Origin of the sequence: Streptomyces sp. NPDC098789, assembly GCF_044759975.1 — a bacterium.
Lineage (GTDB): Bacteria > Actinomycetota > Actinomycetes > Streptomycetales > Streptomycetaceae > Streptomyces.
The window spans coordinates 130,721-151,949 of sequence record NZ_JBIWAJ010000003.1 but is presented as its reverse complement, the minus strand read 5'-3'; the positions used below and the strand labels follow the sequence as shown (position 1 = coordinate 151,949).

General features: G+C 73.4%; 16 protein-coding genes. 12 read left to right on the top strand and 4 right to left on the bottom strand.

Annotation, left to right across the window (positions count from 1 at the left end):
* Positions 1-152: 152 nt before the first annotated feature.
* From ACIQWR_RS08225 to ACIQWR_RS08190, 8 genes are all read left to right on the top strand, one after another.
* On the top strand, positions 153-953 hold the full coding sequence (locus ACIQWR_RS08225; RefSeq protein ID WP_404005928.1) for a crotonase/enoyl-CoA hydratase family protein: 801 nt from the start codon (positions 153-155) through the stop codon (positions 951-953).
* 603 nt (positions 954-1,556) lie between these two features.
* Positions 1,557-2,525, top strand: coding sequence for a Zn-ribbon domain-containing OB-fold protein (locus tag ACIQWR_RS08220; RefSeq protein WP_404005927.1), 969 nt, complete (start codon positions 1,557-1,559; stop codon positions 2,523-2,525).
* A complete protein-coding gene (locus ACIQWR_RS08215) occupies positions 2,525-3,589 on the top strand; it encodes a thiolase domain-containing protein (protein ID WP_404005926.1) in 1,065 nt (354 codons plus the stop codon). The genes ACIQWR_RS08220 and ACIQWR_RS08215 overlap by 1 nt, the downstream gene beginning before the upstream one ends.
* Positions 3,586-4,761: a thiolase domain-containing protein gene (locus tag ACIQWR_RS08210; protein WP_404005925.1), complete on the top strand. Its 1,176-nt coding sequence runs from the start codon at positions 3,586-3,588 to the stop codon at positions 4,759-4,761. Before ACIQWR_RS08215 ends, ACIQWR_RS08210 begins: the two co-directional genes overlap by 4 nt.
* A gap of 144 nt (positions 4,762-4,905) precedes the next feature.
* The gene (locus tag ACIQWR_RS08205; protein ID WP_404006398.1) at positions 4,906-5,133 is read left to right on the top strand and encodes a DUF397 domain-containing protein; all 228 of its coding nucleotides are present in this window, start codon (positions 4,906-4,908) and stop codon (positions 5,131-5,133) included.
* A 167-nt stretch (positions 5,134-5,300) separates the two neighbouring features.
* Positions 5,301-5,705, top strand: a complete 405-nt coding sequence (locus ACIQWR_RS08200) for an ACT domain-containing protein (protein ID WP_404005924.1) — start codon at positions 5,301-5,303, stop codon at positions 5,703-5,705.
* A 101-nt stretch (positions 5,706-5,806) separates the two neighbouring features.
* Positions 5,807-8,566: an ATP-binding protein gene (locus ACIQWR_RS08195; RefSeq protein WP_404005923.1), complete on the top strand. Its 2,760-nt coding sequence runs from the start codon at positions 5,807-5,809 to the stop codon at positions 8,564-8,566.
* Between the two features lie 102 nt (positions 8,567-8,668).
* Entirely contained in the window at positions 8,669-9,169 is a 501-nt protein-coding gene (locus ACIQWR_RS08190; RefSeq protein ID WP_354384530.1) for a hypothetical protein, read from the top strand.
* A gap of 79 nt (positions 9,170-9,248) precedes the next feature.
* Here the strand turns inward: ACIQWR_RS08190 and kstD are convergent, their stop codons facing one another.
* Complete coding sequence (gene kstD / locus ACIQWR_RS08185) at positions 9,249-10,949, bottom strand: 3-oxosteroid 1-dehydrogenase (protein WP_404006396.1); 1,701 nt, start codon at positions 10,947-10,949, stop codon at positions 9,249-9,251.
* A 266-nt stretch (positions 10,950-11,215) separates the two neighbouring features.
* A complete protein-coding gene (locus tag ACIQWR_RS08180) occupies positions 11,216-12,340 on the bottom strand; it encodes an aminoglycoside phosphotransferase family protein (RefSeq protein WP_404005922.1) in 1,125 nt (374 codons plus the stop codon).
* 230 nt (positions 12,341-12,570) lie between these two features.
* Here ACIQWR_RS08180 and ACIQWR_RS08175 point away from each other — a divergent pair, with 230 nt between their 5' ends.
* The gene (locus ACIQWR_RS08175; RefSeq protein WP_404005921.1) at positions 12,571-14,094 is read left to right on the top strand and encodes a hypothetical protein; all 1,524 of its coding nucleotides are present in this window, start codon (positions 12,571-12,573) and stop codon (positions 14,092-14,094) included.
* A 117-nt stretch (positions 14,095-14,211) separates the two neighbouring features.
* Here the strand turns inward: ACIQWR_RS08175 and ACIQWR_RS08170 are convergent, their stop codons facing one another.
* Both ACIQWR_RS08170 and ACIQWR_RS08165 read right to left on the bottom strand, forming a co-directional pair.
* The gene (locus ACIQWR_RS08170; protein WP_404005920.1) at positions 14,212-15,645 is read right to left on the bottom strand and encodes a PP2C family protein-serine/threonine phosphatase; all 1,434 of its coding nucleotides are present in this window, start codon (positions 15,643-15,645) and stop codon (positions 14,212-14,214) included.
* Positions 15,646-15,821: 176 nt separating this feature from the next.
* Entirely contained in the window at positions 15,822-16,070 is a 249-nt protein-coding gene (locus tag ACIQWR_RS08165; RefSeq protein WP_385778938.1) for an SCO4226 family nickel-binding protein, read from the bottom strand.
* A gap of 309 nt (positions 16,071-16,379) precedes the next feature.
* Here ACIQWR_RS08165 and ACIQWR_RS08160 point away from each other — a divergent pair, with 309 nt between their 5' ends.
* The 3 genes from ACIQWR_RS08160 to ACIQWR_RS08150 all read left to right on the top strand — a co-directional run bounded on the left by ACIQWR_RS08160 (position 16,380) and on the right by ACIQWR_RS08150 (position 21,219).
* Complete coding sequence (locus ACIQWR_RS08160) at positions 16,380-18,704, top strand: molybdopterin cofactor-binding domain-containing protein (protein WP_404005919.1); 2,325 nt, start codon at positions 16,380-16,382, stop codon at positions 18,702-18,704.
* Positions 18,705-18,719: 15 nt separating this feature from the next.
* A complete protein-coding gene (locus tag ACIQWR_RS08155) occupies positions 18,720-19,175 on the top strand; it encodes a (2Fe-2S)-binding protein (protein ID WP_399267190.1) in 456 nt (151 codons plus the stop codon).
* A gap of 103 nt (positions 19,176-19,278) precedes the next feature.
* A complete protein-coding gene (locus ACIQWR_RS08150; RefSeq protein WP_404005918.1) occupies positions 19,279-21,219 on the top strand; it encodes an APC family permease in 1,941 nt (646 codons plus the stop codon).
* The last annotated feature ends 10 nt before the right edge of the window (positions 21,220-21,229 follow it).

Here is a 21,229-nt window from a genome sequence, read left to right as displayed (position 1 = left end):
GAGCCGCGCTGGGCGGCACGGCGGCCATTAGAGCGCCGTGCCTGCCAACTGGGAAGGGCGGCACCCAAGAAATCTGACTGGGTGTCAGAAAACTATTGAACTGCACCCGCCCCTCCTGCAACCTGTTCTAGGTCTTGAGAGGGAGGACGGCAATGGGTGGGACAGAACACCTGACCGTGGAACGGCACGGCGCCACGCTGGTGCTCACCATGAACAGGCCCGAGGCGAAGAACGCGCTCTCGCTGCCGCTGCTGGTCGGCCTGTACGACGGCTGGCTCGAAGCGGACGCGGACGACGAGATCCGGTCGGTCGTCCTGACCGGCGCCGGCGGCGACTTCTGCGCGGGCATGGACCTGAAGGCCCTCGCGGGCCGCGGGATGGCGGGCGACCACTACCGGGACCGGCTGAAGGCCGACCCCGACCTGCACTGGAAGGCGATGCTGCGCCACCACCGCCCCCGCAAGCCGGTCATCGCCGCCGTCGAGGGCTACTGCGTCGCGGGCGGGACCGAGATCCTCCAGGGCACCGACATCCGGGTGGCCGCGGCGGGCGCCACCTTCGGGCTCTTCGAGGTCAAGCGCGGGCTGTTCCCGATCGGCGGCTCGACGGTGCGGCTGCCCCGGCAGATCCCGCGCACGCACGCCCTGGAAATGCTGCTGACCGGGCGGCCGTACGGGGCCGAGGAGGCGGCCAGGATCGGCCTCGTCGGGCAGGTGGTGCCCGACGGCACGGCGCTGGAGAAGGCGTTGGAGATCGCGGCGCTGGTCAATGCGTGCGGGCCGCTCGCCGTCGAGGCCGTCAAGGCGTCGGTGTACGAGGGCGCGGAGCTGACCGAGACGGAGGGTCTGGCCGCCGAACTCACCCGTGGCTGGCCCGTCTTCGACACGGCCGATGCGAAGGAAGGCGCCCGCGCCTTCGCCGAGAAGCGACCGCCGGTCTACCGCCGCGCCTGACCCCCACCCGGGTCGGCCGCCCCCACGACACGTCGAGCCACCCCGCCCGACACGTCGAGCCGCCCCGGCGACCGGGCCGGCCTAGCGACCGGACCGGTACGGCGACCGGACCGGTACGGCGACCGGACCGGTACGGCGACCGGGCCGGTACGGCGACCGGACCGGCCTGGCGAACGGGCCGGTACGGCGACGTAGCCGGTACGGGGCTGCGCCGGCCCAGCGGCCGTTCCGGTCCACCGATCGGGCCGGTACGGGGACCGATCCGGCCCAGCGGTCGACTCGGCCCAGCGGTCGACTCGGCCCAGCGGTCGACTCGGCCCAGCGGCCGATCCGGCCGAGGGGCCGATCCGGCGCGGCGATCGCGCCGGTGCAGCAACACCCGCCCGGCAACGGGCTCCTGAGCCAACGGGCCCGTCCGGCGATCGGAGACGTCCGCGCCGCGGGTGCGGGGCCAGGGCCCGCACCCGCGGACCGACCCGCACCGGCGGACCGACCCGCACCGGGGGGACCGGCCGTCCCCCACCGCCCCGCACGACGGACCGCCCCGCCCCCCGCAGGGGACCGGCCCCACCTCACCCGCCCCGGAGAATCGGAGAGCACCCCATGACAGCCGCCCCCACACCGGAAGTGCTGAGCGCGCCCCTCGTCGTCGAGTTCCCCTTCACCCGCTCCCTCGGGCCCGTCCAGAGCGCCTTCCTCACCGGGCTGCGCGAGGGCGTCGTGCTCGGGGTGAAGACCACCGACGGCCGGGTGATGGTGCCGCCCGTCGAGTACGACCCGGTCACCGCCGAGGAGATCCGCGACCTCGTCGAGGTCGGCGCCACCGGGACCGTCACCACCTGGTCCTGGAACGCCGCCCCCCGCCCCCAGCAGCCGCTCGACACCCCCTTCGCCTGGGTGCTCGTCCGGCTCGACGGCGCCGACACCGCCCTGCTGCACGCCCTCGACGCGTCCGGCCCCGAGGCCGTCCACAGCGGGATGCGGGTCCGGGTCCGGTGGGCCGCGGAGCGCACCGGGGCCATCACCGACATCGCCTGCTTCGAGCCGTACGGCGACGCGGCGCGGGACGCCGCCCCCGGGGGACGACCGCACGACGGCGTCTTCGAGGACGCCGTCACCGGCATCGTCGCCGAGGCCCGCCTCGACTACGTCTACAGCCCCGGCCGCGCCCAGACCGCGTACATCAACGCCCTCGCCGAGCGCCGCACCGTCGGCGAGCGCTGCCCCTCCTGCCGCAAGGTGTACGTCCCGCCGCGAGGCGCGTGCCCCACCTGCGGCGTCGCGACCACAGACCGGGTCGAGGTCGGCCCGGCGGGCACCGTCACCACCTACTGCATCGTCAACATCAAGGCCCGCAACCTCGACATCGAGGTTCCGTACGTCTACGCCCACATCGCCCTCGACGGCGCCGGGCTCGCCCTCCACGGCCGGATCGGCGGCATCCCCTACGACCAGGTCCGGATGGGCCTGCGCGTGGAGCCGGTCTGGACCGAGGGCGGCGGCCACCCCGACCACTACCGGCCCACCGGCGAGCCCGACGCCGACTACGACGTGTACAAGGAGCTGATCTGATGGCCCACGCACGCGCGTCCCGCGACGTCGCGGTCGTCGCCTTCGCGCAGAGCGACCACCTGCGCCGCACCGACGAACTGAGCGAAGTCGAAATGGTCATGCCGGTCCTCCACCAGGTCCTCGCCCAGACCGGGCTGAAGGCGGGGGAGATCGGCTTCACCTGCTCCGGATCGAGCGACTACCTCGCGGGCCGGGCCTTCTCGTTCACCATGACCCTCGACGGCGTCGGCGCCTGGCCGCCCATCTCCGAGTCGCACGTCGAGATGGACGGCGCCTGGGCGCTCTACGAGGCCTGGGTGAAGATCCGCACCGGCGAGGCCGACACTGCCCTCGTCTACTCCTACGGGAAGTCCTCGCCGGGATCCGTGCGCGACGTACTGACCCGCCAGCTCGACCCGTACTACCTCGCCCCCCTCTGGCCCGACTCGGTGGCCCTGGCCGCCCTCCAGGCGCAGGCGCTGATCGACGCGGGCGAGACCGACGAGGCGGCGCTGGCCGCCATCGCGGCCCGCAGTCGGGCGTCCGCCGCCGACAACCCGCACGCCCAGCTCGGCGGCCCCGTCCCGCAGGGCGACTACCAGGTCAGGCCGCTGCGCACGGGCGACTGCCCGCCCATCGGCGACGGCGCGGCCGCGGTGATCCTCGCGGCCGGCGACACGGCGCGCGCCCTGTGCGCCCGCCCCGCCTGGATCACCGGCATCGACCACCGCATCGAGGCGCACAGCCTGGGCCTGCGCGACCTCACCGATTCCCCCTCCACCCGGATCGCGGCCGAGCGGGCGGGCTTCTTCGACGCGCCCGTCGACACGGCGGAGCTGCACGCGCCCTTCTCCTCCCAGGAGGTGGTGCTGCGCAAGGCCCTCGGGCTCGGCGACGACGTGCGCGTCAACCCCTCCGGCGGGGCGCTCGCGGCCAACCCGATGATGGCGGCCGGACTCATCCGGATCGGCGAGGCCGCCGCCCGGATCCACCGCGGCGCCTCCGACCGGGCCGTCGCGCACGCCACCTCCGGCCCCTGCCTCCAGCAGAACCTGGTCGCCGTCCTGGAAGGGGACCGAGCATGAGCGCAACGGGCAAGGAGCCGGTCGCCGTGATCGGCATCGGCCAGACCAAGCACGTGGCCGCCCGCCACGACGTCTCCATCGCCGGCCTGGTCCGTGAGGCGGCCGTCCGCGCCCTGGTCGACGCCGGTCTGACCTGGGCGGACATCGACGCCGTCGTCATCGGCAAGGCCCCCGACTTCTTCGAGGGCGTGATGATGCCGGAGCTGTACCTGGCGGACGCCCTGGGGGCGGTCGGCAAACCGATGATGCGCGTGCACACCGCCGGTTCGGTGGGCGGCTCGACGGCACTGGTCGCGGCCAACCTGGTGGCGGCCCGGGTCCACCGCACCGTACTGACCCTCGCCTTCGAGAAGCAGTCCGAGTCCAACGCCATGTGGGGACTCTCCCTGCCGGTCCCCTTCCAGCAGCCGCTGCTGGCGGGCGCGGGCGGCTTCTTCGCCCCGCACGTACGGGCGTACATGCGGCGCACCGGCGCGCCCGACACGGTCGGCTCGCTCGTCGCGTACAAGGACCGGCGCAACGCGCTCAAGAACCCCTACGCGCACCTGCACGAGCACGACATCACCCTGGAGAAGGTCCAGGCGTCGCCGATGCTGTGGGACCCGATCCGCTACTCCGAGACCTGCCCCTCCTCGGACGGCGCCTGCGCGATGATCCTCACCGACCGGGAGGGCGCGGCCCGTGCGCCGAAGCCACCGGCCTGGGTGCACGGCGGGGCGATGCGCAGCGAGCCCACGCTCTTCGCGGGCAAGGACTTCGTCTCTCCGCAGGCGGGCAAGGACTGCGCGGCCGACGTCTACCGGCAGGCGGGCATCACCGATCCGCGCCGGGAGATCGACGCGGTGGAGATGTACGTGCCCTTCTCCTGGTACGAGCCGATGTGGCTGGAGAACCTCGGCTTCGCCGACGAGGGCGAAGGCTGGAAGCTGACCGAGGCCGGGGTCACCGAGATCGACGGCGACCTCCCGGTGAACCCGTCGGGCGGTGTCCTGTCGACCAATCCCATCGGCGCCTCCGGCATGATCCGTTTCGCGGAGGCCGCCCTCCAGGTGCGGGGACAGGCCGGAGAACACCAGGTGGACGGGGCGCGGCGGGCGATGGGGCACGCCTACGGCGGCGGTGCGCAGTTCTTCGCGATGTGGCTGGTGGGAGCGGAGGAACCGGCCAACTGAGGTACCCGGAGCGGAAATCGGTTTCCGGACAGCGGAGCCGGACGGGCCGCGCGGTGACGCGCCGCGGCCTGTCCGGCACGGCCCGTGGTGGTTAACCTTGCCCCCGGACGACGTACCGGGAGGAGCACGCACGTGGCCGAGAGCATGACTTCGAAGCCCTACGCCGGCTGGGAGAAGCCGGAACTCGATCTCAGCGGGGCCCAGTGGCAGTCGAGCAGCCGGGGAGCCGGTGACGTCCAGATCGCCTTCGTCGAGGGCTTCATCGCGATGCGCAACAGCGGGCGGCCCGAGAGCCCCTCGCTGATCTTCGCGCCGGACGAGTGGCGCAAGTTCGTCCTGAACGCGCGCGGCGGCGACTTCGACCTGACGTAGTCACGGAAGGCGCACCACCGGGGCGCGTGCCGCCGCCCCGGTGGAGCCGCCCCGCGCCACCGCCTTCCGCACCGCCCTCCGCACCACCGCGACCGAGCCCCGCGCCCCGCGCCCCTCCGGCAGGGCCGCCGAACCGGTCATAGCGGGAGGAAAGATAGGGTGCGGACATGAGCGGAGAGAGCGATCTGAGGAAACTGCTGAGCGGCATGCGCCCCGAGCTGAACGAGGGGCGGTACGTCTTCTGCACCGTCCCGGGACCGGCGGCCCCGGCCGGGGTCACCCCGGTGGCCACCGTGCTGGAGTCCGAGGGCCTGACCCTGGTGCTGCGCCAGGAGGAGGCGGACGGGGCCGCACTGCCGTACGACTACGTGGCCGGGTGGATCACCCTGCGCGTCCACTCCGCCCTCGACGCCGTCGGCCTGACCGGAGCCTTCGCCGCGGCCCTCGCCGCGCACGGCCTCAGCTGCAACGTGATCGCCGGGTACCACCACGACCACCTCTTCGTGGCCGTCGAGCGGGCCGCGGAGGCGGTCGCGGTACTGGAGGCGCTGGCCGCCGAATCGGCTGAATAACGCCGTACGGAAAAGATTTCGATCTTTCCCGGACCGTGGGCTTCCTTCGAGCTCACGCGGGCGTACGCTGATCCCCCGAACAGGTCTGGGGGGTACCAGTCATGACGGAACGTCGGACCCGGATGCGGCGCGTATTGTTCGAACGCGATGTCGAACTCGCCCTCGTGGACGAGGCGTTGGACCAGCTCGCCGGAGCCCGGACCGGCAGCGGTCCCGCAGCGGCTCCCGGAGCCAGGGCCGCCGCGGGCCCCGGGGCGAGCGGCGGCGCGCTCCTCGCCTTCTCCGGCCCCGCGGGACTCGGCAAGACCACGCTGCTCGCCGAGGTGCGCCGGCGGGCCCGCGCCCGCGCCTGCACCCTGCTGGCCGCCCGCGGCGGCGAACGGGAACAGGGCCAGCCCTTCCACGTCGCCCGCCAGCTGATCCAGCCCCAGCTGGCCGGCCGCTCCGAGGCCGAACTGCGCGCCGCCCTCGGCAGCTGGTACGCCATCGTCGGCCCCGCCCTCGGGCTCTGCGCCCCCGAGGAAGGCGCGCCCCCCGACCCGCAGGGCCTGCGCGACGGCCTCGACTGGGTGCTCACCCACCTCGCCGTCCAGCGCGCCCCGGTGGTCCTGGTCCTCGACGACGCCCACTGGGCGGACCCGGAGTCGCTCGGCTGGCTCGCCGCCTTCGCACCCCGCACCGAGCAGCTCCCGCTGCTCCTCGTCGTCGCCTACCGCCCCGACGAACTGCCCGTACACGCCGAGGCGTTCCGCACCCTGCCCGGCCGCGCGGGCAGACGCCCGCTCACCCTCGCCCCGCTCACCGCGGCCGCCGTCGGCCGGCTCCTGCGCGACGAGGTCGGCGACCACGCCGACGACGCCTTCTGCCGGGAGGCCTGGGCGGTCACCGCGGGCAACCCCTTCGAGGCCGTCGAGCTGAGCGCCAAGGTCCACGACCGCGGCCTCGACCCGGTCGAATCCAGCGCCCCGCTGCTGCACGACCTCGCCGCCGCCCAGCGCGGCAGCGGCCTGGTGGCCCGCCTCGAACGACTCGGACCCTCCACCGTCCGCTTCGCCTGGGCCTGCGCCGTCCTCGGCACGGCCATCCCGCGCGACCTGGCCGCACGGGTGGCCGGGCTCGGCACCGAAGAGGCCGTCGACGCCACCGAACGGCTGCGCGCCGCCCGCATCCTCTGCGCCGCGGCCGAGCAGGAGGGCGGTCCCGGATCCGACGGGGGTCCGGAGCCCGACGGCGGTCTCGAATTCGTCCACCCGCTGATCGCCACCGCGATCTACCGGGCCATTCCCGACGGCCTGCGGGTCGCCCTGCACGGTCAGGCCGCGGTGGCCGTCGTCGACGGTGGCCTGGGCGCCTCCGCGGCCGCCCGCCACCTCCTGGAAGCCCACCCCGAGAACGACCCCTGGGTGGTGCGCACGCTGCGCGAGGCCGCCCGGGAGAACCTGCGGGCCGGAGCGCCCGAAGCCGCCCGCCGCCAGCTCGCCCGCGCCCTGCGCGAACCCCCGGACTTCGACGAGCGGGCCGCCGTCCTGTACGAACTGGGCTGCGCCTCGCTGCTCACCGAACCGGCCAACACCGTGAACCACCTGCGCGCCGCCCTCGCCGAACCCGCCCTGGACCCGGCGCTGCGCCAGGGCATCGTGATCCGGCTCGCCCAGGTGCTCGCGCACAGCGACCGGCTCGCCGAGGCCTGCGACGCGCTGGCCCGGGAGATCCCGCACACCCCCGACGTCCGGGGCCGGCTGCGGCTCCAGTCCGAGCAGTTCATGTGGGGCGCCTTCAACGCCGCCGAACCCGACTCCCCGGCGCGCTCCCGCCGCCTCGCCCGCCTCGCCGACCGGCTCACCGGCCGTGACCTCACCGAGCGGTACGTGATCGGGCTGCGCGCCTGGGACGCGACGCTGCGCGGCGAGCCCGTGGACGTGGTCCTGCACCACGCCGGGCGCGCCCTGGCCGGCGGTTTCAGCTGGGCCCACGAGGACCGCGGGTTCGAGGTCCCGGTGCTGGCCGCGATGGCCCACATGTACGCCGACCGGCCCGAGCGCGCCGAGGAGCTCTTCGAGGCGGGCACCGCCGAATTCGAGCGCCAGGGCTGGCGCGGGGCGCACCTGTCCTTCGCCTACAGCCTGCGCGCCTACATCCGCTACCGCTCCGGGCGCCTGGTGGAGGCCGAGGAGCTGGCCCGGGCCGGCCTGCGGCTCGCCGAGCGGGTGGGCCGCCGCACCCCCGTGCACTGGTACGCCATCGCCATCCTGGTCGAGACCCTGCTGGCCCGCGGCCGCGCCGAGGAGGCCTGGGAACTGGCCCGCGCACACGAGTTCGCGGAGCCGTTCCCGGCGGCCGTGGTCTTCCCCGACTCCCAGACCGTGTACGCGGAACTGCTGCTGGCCCGGGGCAACACGGCGGCGGCGATCGCGGAGTTGGAGGCGGTGGACCGGCGGCTGACCCCGCGCGGCATCCAGAACCCGGCCTGGTGCCCCTGGCAGCTGCACCTCGCCCAGGCCGTGGCGCCGGAGGAACCGGCCCGCGCCCGCGCGCTGGCCGCCGACGCGCTGCGGCGGGCCCGGGTCTTCGGGGCGCCGTCGGCCGTCGGGCAGGCCCTGCGGGTGGCGGCGCGGGTGGGGCCGCGCTCCCGACGGGTGGAACTGCTGGAGGAGTCGGTGGCCCTGCTGAGCGGCTCTCCGGCCGGGTACGAGCTGTGCCGCTCGCTCCTGGACCTGGGGGTGGCCCGGCGGGACCCGGCCCTGCTGGAACGGGCCGCGGCGGTGGCGTCGTCCTGCGGGGCGGACGGTGTGGTCGCCGCGGCCGAGGCGGCCGTCGTCACCGCGAGGCGCGCCCCGGTCACGGCGCGGTCCGGCTCGTGACGGGGCGGCGGCCCCGGGTGCCCCCGGGCGCCGCGAACGGGGGTTCGGCGGCGCTGCGGGGGCCCGGGGCGGAAAACCCATGCGGCCACGTACCATGGCCGCATGTCCTTCCTCCGCCGCCGCAGCGCCGCCACTCCCGCGGGCCCGGACTTCGATGTCCTGGCCATGGACCCGGGCGACTGGCCGGGCAACCTCGGGGCCGGGCTGCTCCCCGCCCCCGACGGCAGCTGCCAGGGTGTCTTCCTGCGCTACGACCTCTTCGGCGGCCGCGGCCCCGCGATGATCATCGGCAACCTCCCCGAGGGCTCCCCGGCCCGGGAGCTCGCCGACAAGGAGGTCCCCTTCGAGGTGGCCCAGCTCCTCCTCGCCCTGGAGAACGACGAGGACGTCGAGGTCACCGGCGCCGAGGACTGCCCCGTCATGCAGGGCGACAACCTCCTCATCGTCCGCAAGGTGAAGCTGTCCGAGTCCCGGATCTCCTGCGTGCAGTTCGACCGCAGCGACAACGTGCTGGTCACCATCGCCAGCTGGGACCGCCCGATCACCGACGACCTCTACGCGCTGCTCAAGCCGCTCCCCGCGGAGCTGTTCCAGCAGGGCTGAGCCCGCTGGAACGCCCCTGAGGAGCCGCCCGCACCGCCGGGTGGCGGCCCGGAGCCGTCGGAACGCGGATCCGGGCCGCTCACGCGTCCGCGATGTCGTTCGCCGCCACGTAGCCGAAGGTCATCGCGGGACCGATCGTCGAACCCGCCCCCGCGTAGCTGTGTCCCATCACGGCCGCGCTCGCATTGCCCGCGGCCCACAGCCCCTTGATCACCGAGCCGTCCTCCCGCAGCGCCCGCGCCCGCGCGTCCGTCACGATGCCGCCCTTGGTCCCCAGGTCACCGGGGACGATCTTGAAGGCGTAGAACGGCGGCGCCCACACCGGGGCCAGGCAGGAGTTCGGGTGCACGCCCGGGTCCGTGTAGTAGTGGTCGTAGGCCGTGTCCCCCCGGTGGAAGTCGGGGTCGGTCCCGCTCCACGCCTGCGCGTTGAACCGGTTGAGCGTCGCCCGCAGTGCGGCCGCCGGCACCCCGATCTGCCCCGCCAGGGCGTCCCAGGACCACGCCTTCTTCGCCGCGCCGGACTCGTACCAGGAGTCCGGGAAGACGATCGTCGGCAGGACGTCCTTGAACAGGTACTTGTTGCGGTAGTTCTGGTCCACGATCAGCCACGCCGGGATGTGCGAGCCCGTGCCGCGGTCCTTCTCGTACATCACGTGCACCACGTCGCTGTACGGGGCCGCCTCGTTGACGAACCGCGCCCCGGCCCCGTTGACGATCAGGCCGCCGGGCAGGGTGCGCTCGGCCAGACAGAAGTACGGCTCGCCCGGCAGCGGGATCGACGGTCCCCACCAGGCGTCCTCCATCAACGCGAGCGCCGCCCCGGCCCGGCTGCCCGCCCGGATGCCGTCGCCCGTGTTCTCCTTCGCGCCCACCGACCACTGGGTGCCGATCGGCTGCTGCTGGTACTGCGCCCGCATCTCGGCGTTGTGCTCGAAGCCGCCCGAGCCGATGACCACGCCGCGCCGGGCCCGTACGATGCCCCGCGCGCCGTCCTTCTCGACGACGACCCCGGTCACCGCACCCCCCTCCTGCACCAGGTCCACCAGGGGGCTGTTCAGCCAGAGGGGCACCCCGGCCCGCAGCAACCCGGCCCGCAGGCCGGTGGCGAGCGCCTGGCCCATGGTGAGCGGCTTCTGGCCGCACAGCGCGGCCGCCGTGCCGCGCGCCAGGCACTCGGCGGACACCGCCAGGCCCTTGGCGCTGACCGCCGCCAGGTTGAGCCACTTGTAGTCCTGGCTGAAGACGACCATCCCGGCCGGGACGGGCAGGTACGCGGGGTTCAGGTGGGCCAGTTCGGCGCCCAGGACGTTCCCGTCGATCTGGTCCGGCTCGATGGAGCGGCCGTTGGGCAGGCCGCCCGGCAGGTTGGGGTAGTAGTCGCTGTAGCCGTCCATGAAGCGGAACTTCAGCGGGCTGTGCGCCATGACGAAGTCCAGCATCCGCGGACCGTTCGCCAAGAACGCCTGCTGGCGGGCGGCGGGTACGCCCGGTCCCACCACCGCCGAGAGATAGGCGGCGGCCTTCGCCGGCGTGTCCGGCACCCCCGCCCCCAGGATCACCGAGTTGTTCGGCAGCCAGATGCCCGCGCCCGAACGCGCGGCGGAGCCACCGAAGGTGGGGGCCTTCTCGACCACCAGCACGCTCAGGCCGCGCCCCGCGGCGGTCAGCGCGGCGGTCATTCCGGAGGCGCCGGAGCCGACCACCACGACGTCGTACTCGCCGAGCGGGGGCACGTCGGCGGCCCGCGCCAGGGCGGGCGGCAGGCCGGCGGCCAGCATCCCGGCGCCGGTACCGGCCAGGACCGTGCGCCGGGAAGGGGAGGTCGGTCTTGCGGACATGGGCGGGCTCCAGCGGTGTGGGGAGGGAGGGCGGCTCTCCAGCATTTCTGATGCTGAGTCAGAAAAGGTGTTCGGGGGATCATGTGATGTCAAGGCATACGCAGGGGTAGCGAGTGCCCCCGGAACGTGCGAAATCCCGTGGTGCACACACCAAGTGTGTGCACCACGGGATTCCCGGGCCTCGTGACCCCCGCGCCGCGGGGCGTTCAGCGCGTGCCGACCGCCGCCCGGACCGCCCTGCGGGCCATCCCGCAGTCGTCGTGCAGCCGGCGCAGCAGCAGGCGGTGCTCCTCGCCGCTCGACAGGGCTCCCGAGGGCAACGGCTGGGTCGGAGCGGCCGCCGCCATCGAACGGTGCACCGCCGTCTCCGCCATCCGGATCTCCCGGGTCAGCACCAGCATCAGGTTCACCAGGAAGGCGTCCCGGGAGGCCGGGCCCGCCGACTGGGCCAGCCTGCTGATCTGCCCGCGGGCGACCGGGGCGTCGCCCAGTACCGTCCACAGCGTCGCCAGGTCGTACCCGGGCAGGTACCAGCCCGCGTGCTCCCAGTCGAGCAGCACCGGACCGGCGGGGGAGAGCAGCAGGTTCGACAGCAGCGCGTCGCCGTGGTTGAACTGCGGCTGCACCCCGCCCATCTTCAGCCCGTGCAGCAGCTTCTGGAGGTCGCCGAGGTCCCGATCGGTGAGCAGACCCAGCTCGTGGTAGCGCGAGATCCGGGAGGCGTACTCCAGGGGCCGGCCGAAGAGCTCACCCGGCGGCCGCCACTGGTTGACCCGGCACACCGCGCCCAGCGCCGCCCGCACGTCCGGCCGCGGCGGGGCCTCGACCGGGTGCCGCTGCAAAGCGGCGACCCGGCCGGCCATCCGTTCCACGATCAGTACGCAGTTCTCGGGGTCCGCGGCGATCAGCCGCGGCACCCGGACCGGCGGGCGGTGCCGGACGAAGGCCCGGTACGACGCTATTTCGTGCCGGTACCGCTCGCGCCATTCCGGCGAGTGGTCCAGTAAGACCTTCGCGACCGCCGTCAACCGTCCTGTGGTGCCCACCAGGAGGACCGAGCGGCCGCTGCGGCGCAACACCTGCACCGGCGCGAACTCCGGACAGATCCGCTGCACCGAGGCGAGCGCGGTGCGCAGTTGCGCGCCCTGCGGCCCCGAGAGGTCGATTCTGCCGCTGATCTGCTGGCCCCCGTTGCCCGGCATCCGCCGTGCCCGTACGGCGGCCTGCGCCGGGTTGGAGGGGCGGCCGGGTTCGAGGTAGGGGCCGCCGCCCGCCTGGAAGGTGCGGTGCGGCCGGACGGGCGCGGACACGGAGGACGTTGCTGCGTACATGATGATACGGATCCCTTCGTGCGCCGACGAGTTGCGTACGCCGCCCCGCTCGATCCCGTACATCACCCTGGGGAGTTCCGCCGGTGACCGGGTCGGGGAGGCGCATTCCTACCTGACACCCGACTGCGGGTGGCACACCATCTGGCGCACCCTGGCGAACCCTGGCGAATAGTCGCTCGGCATCTGACGGGGGGTTACTGTCAACTCAGCCGAGAACCTGGGGGCTTGACGTGAGCAAAGGACCCAACACCCGCCTGTCCGATCTGTTCGGGCTGGCCGGGTGGTCCAAAGGCGAACTCGCGAGGATGGTCAACCGGCAGGCGGCGGCCATGGGCCACCACCAGCTGGCCACCGACACCTCGCGGGTGCGGCGCTGGATCGACGTGGGGGAGACCCCGCGCGAACCGGTGCCGACCGTACTGGCAGCCCTGTTCACCGAGCGGCTCGGTCGTGTCGTGACCATCGAGGACCTCGGGTTCGTACGGCAGCGGCGCACATCGGCACGGAACCAGGACGGGGCGAAGGAGAACCCGGACGGCCTGCCATGGGCGCCCGAACGCACGGCCGCGGTCCTCACCGAATTCACGGGAATGGACCTCATGCTCAACCGTCGCGGTCTGATGGGCGCGGGCGCCGCGCTCACCGCCGGCTCCTCCCTCACCAACGCCATGCACGACTGGCTGCACTCCGACCCCCTGCCCGCCACCCCCGCGCCACGCTTCGGCGGCGACGGGTTCCAGGCCGACCCCGCGGGCTACGACCGCTACGAGGCCGCGCCCATCGGTTCACAGGAGATCGAAGCGCTGGAGCGCTCCGTGGAAGTCTTCCGGGCCTGGGACGCCTCCAGAGGAGGTGGGCTCCAGCGCAAGGCAGTCGTGGGCCAGCTGAACGAGGTGGGCGGCATGCTCGCCTACCACCACCCCGACCACCTCCAGCGCAGGCTCTGGGGGGTGGCGGCCAACCTGGCGGTCCTGGCGGGCTGGATGTCGCACGACGTCGGTCTCGAACCCACCGCGCAGAAGTACTTCGTCATCGCCGCGCACGCGGCCCGCGAGGGCGGCGACCGGCCGCGGGCCGGCGAGGCGCTGTCCCGCGCCGCGCGCCAGATGGTCCACCTGGGCAAGCCCAACGAGGCCCTGGACCTGATGAAGCTGGCCCAGTCCGGCTCGGGCGAGGAGACCCTGCCGCGCACCCGCGCCATGCTGCACACCATCGAGGCCTGGGCGCAGGCCGCCCTGGGCAAGGGCCAGGCGATGCGCCGCACCCTCGGCGAGGCCGAGGACCTGTTCGTGTCCGACAAGAGCGACGTACCGCCGCCCAGTTGGATGCAGCACTTCGACGAGGCCGACCTGCATGGCATGCAGGCGCTGGCCTTCCGCACCCTGGCCGACCACGATCCGAGCGCCGCCCCGATCGCGCAGCAGCACGCGCGCGAGGCACTGCGGCTACGCGCGGCCGGACACCAGCGTTCGCAGATCTTCGACTACATCTCGATGGCCTCGGCCTGCTTCCTCGCCGACGACCCGGAGCAGGCCGACCGCTACGCACGCCTCGCGCTCGTCTCCATGAACGAGACCTCCTCGCACCGCACCTGGGACCGGCTGCGCGAGATGTACCGGCTGACCGGCCAGTACGCCGGCTACGGACGCATCGAGGAACTGCGCCAGGAGATCAAGATGGCCCTGCCGACCCGACCGGTACGAACGGCGCGCGGATCCCGGGGCGCCGGGAGCGCGTCCGGGACCCAGATCTGACGGGGATGCCCGGACAGCCGCCCCCGGAGGAGCACGGACACGATCACGGAAACGACCAAGGCCGCGCCTGACGGCGCGGCCCCGAACCACTGCTTCGCCGCCCCGTGGGCGGCGGGCTCAGTCCCCTACCCTGGCGACCAGTACGCAGGCGTCGTCCTCGCGCCCGGTCTCGCCGAACTCCTCGATGACCGCACGGACACAGTCCTGGGCCGAGCGGGCCCGCGCGAACCGCGGCGCCAGCGCCAGCAGCCGCTCGGCCCCGTCCGCCTGCCCGAACCCGATACCGCGCGGGGTCAGCCCGTCCGTGTGCAGGACGAGCACGTCCGCGACTTCGAGCCGTTCCTCGCGCTGCCCGTACGCCGCCCCGGAGGTCGCGCCCAGCAGGATGCCCTCCGGCGGCCGCAGGGCCCGGCCGCGGCCGCCCCGGAAGAGCAGCGGGGGCGGGTGGCCCGCCTGGGCCCAGGTGAGCACCCGGCCGGTGGGGTCGTAGCTACAGCACACCGCGGAGCCGAGGGCGGGCTGGACCGAGGTCTCCAACAACTGGTTCAGCCAGCCCATCAGCGGGCCCGGTTCGATCCCGGCCATCGCCATGCCGCGCAGCGCGCCGAGCATCATCGCCATCCCGGAGGTGGCGGTGACCCCGTGTCCGGTGAGGTCGCCGACCGTCAGCATCGAGCGCCCGTCCGGGAGTTCCAGCGCGTCGTACCAATTGCCGCCGATCAGCGCGCTCGTCGCCGAGGGGAGGTAGTGGGCCGCCGCGTCCAGCGCGCCGGAGCCGGCGCGCGGGGAGTGCAGCGTGCCGCCCCACGGGGGCAGCACGGCCTCCTGGATCTCCACCGCCAGCCGGTGCTCGGTCCGGGCGATCTGTCGTTGGAGCTGGAGCGAGTCACGGCTCTCGCGCACCGCGCGCTCGCTGCGCCGCAGGTCGCTCACGTCGCGCAGCACGGCCCACATGGACGCCGTACACCCGTCGGAGTCGTCCATGACGGGCTCGCCGCGCATGTGCAGGGTGCGGACGCGTCCGTCGGCGCGGACGATGCGGAACTCGCCGTCGATGGCCTTGCCGTCGACCAGACAGGCCGTCACCATCGCGGTGAGCAGGGGCTGGTCCTCGGCGAAGAGGGTGGATCCGAGCTCGTCCAGGGAGAGCGGGCCGGCCTCCGGGGAGCGGCCGAAGATCAGGAACAGTTCGTCGGACCAGCGGACCTCGTCCGTGACCAGGTTCCACTCGGCGCTGCCGATCCGGGTCTGCTGGTGGTCGGCCGGCTCGGGCGCGGGCTGGAAGGCACCCGGGCCCGGCGCCTGTGCGGGGACGGCGGGCAGCCCTTCCTTGAGCTGCCCCAAGTGCTCGTCGAGGTCGTCGAGTTGGTGCACCGCGAGGTCGCACAGCGCGCGCTGCCATCGTCCCTGCGCGTCGTCGTCGTCCACGACGGTGTCACGGCGGACCGCGTCCACGTCGCCCCGCAACCGTCGGGTCTGCGTGATCAGCGCGTCCACGGACCCGGGGCGGGGGGGCTGCGCGGGACGGTCCGCGAACAGGTGGGACGGCATGAGAACTCCGATACAGGCGCGGCACGGCCAAGTCTGAAGGAAGGACCGGTTACGACTGTTGCACAGACGGCAATGGGCTGTAAGCCGTTTGGCAACATCAGGGCCGTTCCTGCCTGCGGCATATGCCAAGGGCCTCCCGTCCCCCCTTGGCTGTACGAACAGTTCAGGTCAACGCGTCAGACGCTGACGGGAACCGGGTGGATCTCGCTGGCCGGGTGCCCGGCCCGCTCGTGGATCCGCTGGACCGCATCGGCCGAAGGTGCCTCGGAGAGGCAGTACACCGTGCCCGACCCGGGGTCGGCCCACGCGCGTTCGAAGTGCACCCCCTCCTCCGCCTCGATCGCCAGGTCCGCCCGGTGGGCGGCCGAGAGCTGATCCTCGGTGATGCCGTGCATGCCGTGATGGACGTCCATGAACAGGGCCACCGCGCTCCACCTCCTCACTGTCCTGTCGTGTCCGGTGGTGCTCCTTCCATGGTCCGCCCGCGCGGCCGGTGCGGCGCGCCGCGGCCGGAAAGGGCCGCCGCTCGCGACGGGGTCGCTCATGCGCCCGAGGCGTACGAGCGCGGGGCCGCCGACGGCCGCGGCGCGGCCCACGTCCGGCCGCCGTTCGCGTGCCCCCCGAACGGGGGACGCCGCATCTCGGCCGCGACTTCCCAGCGCCCGCGGTGATCGCTACTCTACGTGCCGGTAATGAGCCAAGTGGGGTACGGCGAACAGGGCGGGCGGAGCCACATGACGGGCACGGCAGGGGCTACGGGGCCATCGAGGGCGACGGGTTCCACGGGCGGGCCGGGCGGGCCGGGCGACGCGGGTGACGCGCACGACGGGGGCGCGACGGGCCGGGCCGGGACCGGGAGCAGTCGACGGGCCTTCCTCACCTACCTGGTGGCCGCGCCCACCCTCGCGCTGGTGACCCGCGCCGGGGCCGACGCCCTCGCGCCCCAGGACGCGCACGCCGCCATCCCGACCCTGCCCGCCGTGGCGGACCTGATCGACCTCGGAGACATCTTCATCCTGGCCGGGGCGCCGACCTCCGCCCTGTTGCTGCTCACCGTCGAGGCCGACGGCACGATCCGCTTCCGGCTGCCGCGCGAAGAGGTCGGCCAGGGGCTCACCACGGCCGTCGCGATGCTGGTCGCCGAGGAGCTCGACGCCCCGCTGGCCACCGTGCGCGTGGAACTGGACGACGCGCGCCCCGAGTTGCTCTTCAACCAGCTCACCGGCAGCTCCAACGCCATCCGTTCCCTGTACGGCCCGGTCCGCCAGTGCGCCGCGACCGCCCGCGCCCGCCTGGTAGCGGCCGCCGCCCGGCGCTGGAACACCCCGGCCGCGGGCCTGACCACGGCGGACGGCGCCGTCCGCGCGCCCGACGGCCGCACCCTCGGCTACGGCGCCCTCGCCGAGGCCGCCGCGGACCCGGGCCTGATCGTCCTCGGCGCCGCCCCGAAGCCCGCGGCGAAGCAGACCCTGATCGGCAGGCCCACCAGCCGGATCGACGCCCGCGCCATGGTGACGGGGAAGCAGCGGTACACCCTCGACCTCGACGTGCCCGGGGCCAAGCCGTGCGTCCTGCGCCGCCCGCCCAGCCTCGGCGGTACCGTCCGCACCGTCACCAACCTGGCCGCCGTCAAGGCGATGCCCGGCGTCCTCGACGTGGTCACCGTCGCCACCGGGGTCGCCGTCGTCGCCGAGACCTTCGGCCAGGCCCTCGACGCGAAGGCCGCGCTCCAGGTCACCTGGGGCCCCGGGCCCGCCGACAAGCTCTCCGACGAGCAGGTCCGGGCGAAGCTGCGGACGGCCAACCCGGTCCCGCTGCTGCCGCCGCTGCTCACCCCCTACGTGGACGGCGAGTTCGACTTCGCCTTCGTCAGCCACGCCCCGATGGAGACCAACTCGGCGGTGGCCGACGTGCGCGAGGACCGCGCCGAGATCTGGTCCGGCCTGAAGTCCCCGATCGTCGCCCGCCAGACCATCGCCGCCGAGCTCGGCCTGCCGCTCGACAAGGTCACCGTGCACGTGGTCCAGGCCGGCGGGTCCTTCGGGCGCCGGCTCTTCTTCGACGCGGCCCTGGAGGCCGCCCGGGTGTCCAAGGCCTGCCGCCGCCCGGTCCGGCTCATGTGGACCCGGGTGGACGACACCCGGCACGGGCGGATGCGCCCGGCCACCCACCACCGGATCCGCGCCACCTACGCGCTCGGCGAGGTGCTCAGCTTCGAACACCGGGTCGCGGCCGTCGAGACCGACTTCCGGCACGGCCTGGGCGAGATCATCACCGCCACCGCCGCCAGCCTGCCGCTGGGCATCGGCAACGCGACCCTGGCCCAGACGCTCTTCCTCACCACCGTGAAGTCCCCCTACCACTTCGGCCTCACCACCCAGGTGCTCACCGAAGTGCCCACCGGCATCCCGACCGGGTCCTGGCGCTCGGTCTACTCGGCGAACACCCGGGGCGCCGAGGAGATCATGGTGGACGAGCTGGCGGCGCGGATCGGCAAGGACCCGTACGCCTTCCGGCGCGCCTTCCTCAAGACGGCCGAACAGCGCGCGGTCCTCGACAAGGCGGCCACCGAGGGGGAGTGGGGGCGGACCCTGCCCGCGGGCCGTGCCCAGGGCATCGCCTTCCACGAGGAGTACAAGTCCCGCACCGCCTGCCTGGTCGAGATCGACGTCCGCGATCCGGAGCACGTGCGCGTCACCAAGGCGGTCATCGCCGTCGACGTCGGCCGACCGGTCAACCCGCGCGGGCTGGAGGCCCAGATGATCGGTGGGCTCACCGACGCGATCTCCACCACCCTGCGGGCCGGCCTGCACCTGGACAAGGGGCTCCCCCTGGAGGGCAGCTACAGCCAGTTCCACTGGGCGCTCCAACGGGACACCCCGCCCGACGTGCGGGTCTTCGTCCTGCCCGCCACCGGCGAGCAGCCGGGCGGGGCGGGCGAGCTCGGCGTACCGGCGGCCGTCGGAGCCATCGCGAACGCCTACGCGCGCGCCACCGGCACCAAGCCGCGCAGCTTCCCCCTCGACTTCGACGTCGACTTCACCCCCTACCCGCGCTAGCGCCAGGAGTACGCCGTGCCCTCGCACACCTTCACCGTCAACGGGCAGAGCGTCACCGTGGACGCACCCGACGACCTGCCCCTCCTGTGGGTCCTGCGCGACCTGCTCGGCATCCGCGGTCCCAAGTACGGCTGCGGGGTCGACGTCTGCAAGGCCTGCACCAGCCACCTGGACGGCGCGGACATCCGCCCCTGCGTGGTGCCCGTCAAGGCCTGCGCCGGTCGTGAGGTCACCACGATCGAGGGGCTCGCCGACGGCGACACCCTGCACCCGGTCCAGGAGGCCTGGCTCGAACAGGACGTCTCGCAGTGCGGCTTCTGCCAGCCGGGCCAGATCATGGCCGCCGTCGCGCTGCTGAAGCGGACCGCCACGCCCACGGACGCGGACATCGACGCGATCGCCAACATCTGCCGCTGCGGGACGTACGTCCGCATCCGCGAGGCCATCAAGTCGGCTGCCGCCCGGATGTGAGCCACCGGGGCCGGGTCGAGGGTCGGGCGCGGCCGGGCGCCCGGGTCCCCCGGCTGCGCCATATAACGGGCAGAAGGCTCCGATCGTGGCTGATCATGCTCGAATGAGGCGTATCAACGCGAAACGGGTGCTGGTCGGCGAACCGCTGGACACCGCCCGGCTGGGCGAGACCCTGCTGCCCAAACGGCTCGCCCTGCCGATCTTCTGCAGCGACCCGCTCTCCTCGGTGGCCTACGCCACCGAGGAGATCCTGCTGATCCTCGCCCTCGGCGGCGTGGCCCTGCTGCACCTCGCCTGGTACGCGGCCGCCGCCATCGTCTTCCTGATGGTCGTCGTCGTCGCCTCGTACCGGCAGACCTGCCACGCCTACCCGGGCGGCGGCGGCGCCTACATCGTCAGCTCCGAGAACCTCGGCCCGACCGCCGCGCTGACCGCCGCCAGCGCCCTGCTCGTCGACTACGTCCTCACCGTCGCCGTCTCCGTGGTCTCCGGCGTCGCAGCGATCACCTCGGCCATCCCCTCGCTGCACGACCACATGGTCCTGCTCTCGGTCTGCTTCGTGGTGCTGCTGACCTTGATGAACCTGCGCGGCGTGCGCGAGTCGGGCCGGGTCTTCGCCATCCCCACCTACGGCTTCGTCCTCGTCATCTACGTGATGTTCGCGGTCGCCGCGGTCCGGCTGGGCACCGGCACCACCATCCGCGCGGAATCCGCCGACCTGCCGATCAGCGGATCCGGAACGTACGCGGGCCTCGCCGTGGTCCTGCTCGCCCTGCGCGCCTTCGCCTCCGGCTGCACCGCCCTCACCGGCGTCGAGGCGATCAGCAACGGGGTTCCCGCCTTCCAGAAGCCCAAGGCCCGCAACGCCGCCACCACCCTGGCCGCCATGGGCGTCCTCTCGGTGACCATGTTCGTCGGGATCACCGTGCTCGCCATGTCCTACAAGGTGCACGTCGCGGCCGACCCCACCGAGCTGGGCCTGCCCGCCGGAACCCCCACCTCCACCGCCCTCGCCCAGATCGGCCGCGCCACCTTCGGCAGCTGGGACTTCCTCTTCTACCTGCTCCAAGCCGTCACCGCGGGCGTCCTGATCCTCGCCGCGAACACCGCCTTCAACGGCTTCCCGATGCTCGCCTCGATCCTCGCGAAGGACCGCTACGCGCCGCGCCAGCTCTACAACCGCGGCGACCGGCTCGTCTACTCCAACGGCGTCGTGCTGCTCGCACTGGCCGCCATCGCCCTCATCGTCGCCTTCGACGCCGAGCTGACCCGCCTCATCCAGCTCTACATCATCGGCGTCTTCGTCTCCTTCACCCTCTCCCAGGCCGGCATGGTCCGACACTGGCGCAAGGAACTCGCCTCCGCCGAGACCCGCCGCGAAGAGCGCGTCCACATCCACCGCCGGCTCGCCATCAACGCGGTCGGCGCCACGATGACCGCCGTGGTCCTGGTCATCGTCCTGATCACCAAGTTCACGCACGGCGCCTGGCTCGTCGTCATCGCCATGCCGCTGCTCTTCATCGGGATGAAGGGGGTCCGGCGCCACTACGACCAGGTCGCCCGGCAGGTGGCCGTCGCCCCCGGCGTCAAACCGCGCAGGCCCGCCCGCCACCACGTGGTCGTCCTGGTCGCCTCCGTGCACGCCCCCACCCTCAAGGCCATCGGCTTCGCGATGGGCCTGCGCCCCGACACGCTCACCGCCGTCAGCGTCGCCGCCGACGAGGAGGACGCGGACCGGCTCAGAGCCGCCTGGGCCGAGCACGACCCGGGGATCCCGCTCAAGATCCTCCATTCGCCGTACCGGGAGGTCGTCGGCCCGGTGCTCGCGTACGTCCAGGAACAGGCCGCCCAGGAGGGCACCGACATGCTGTCCGTGGTGATCCCCGAGTACGTGGTGGGCCACTGGTGGGAACAGCCCCTGCACAACCAGAACGCGCTGCGCCTCAAGGCGCGGCTGCTGTTCACCCCGGGGGTCGCCGTGATCGACGTGCCGTACCTGCTGGAGTCCGCGCGGCACGACGAACCCGCGCCCGAGGCGCGCTAGACGGACACCC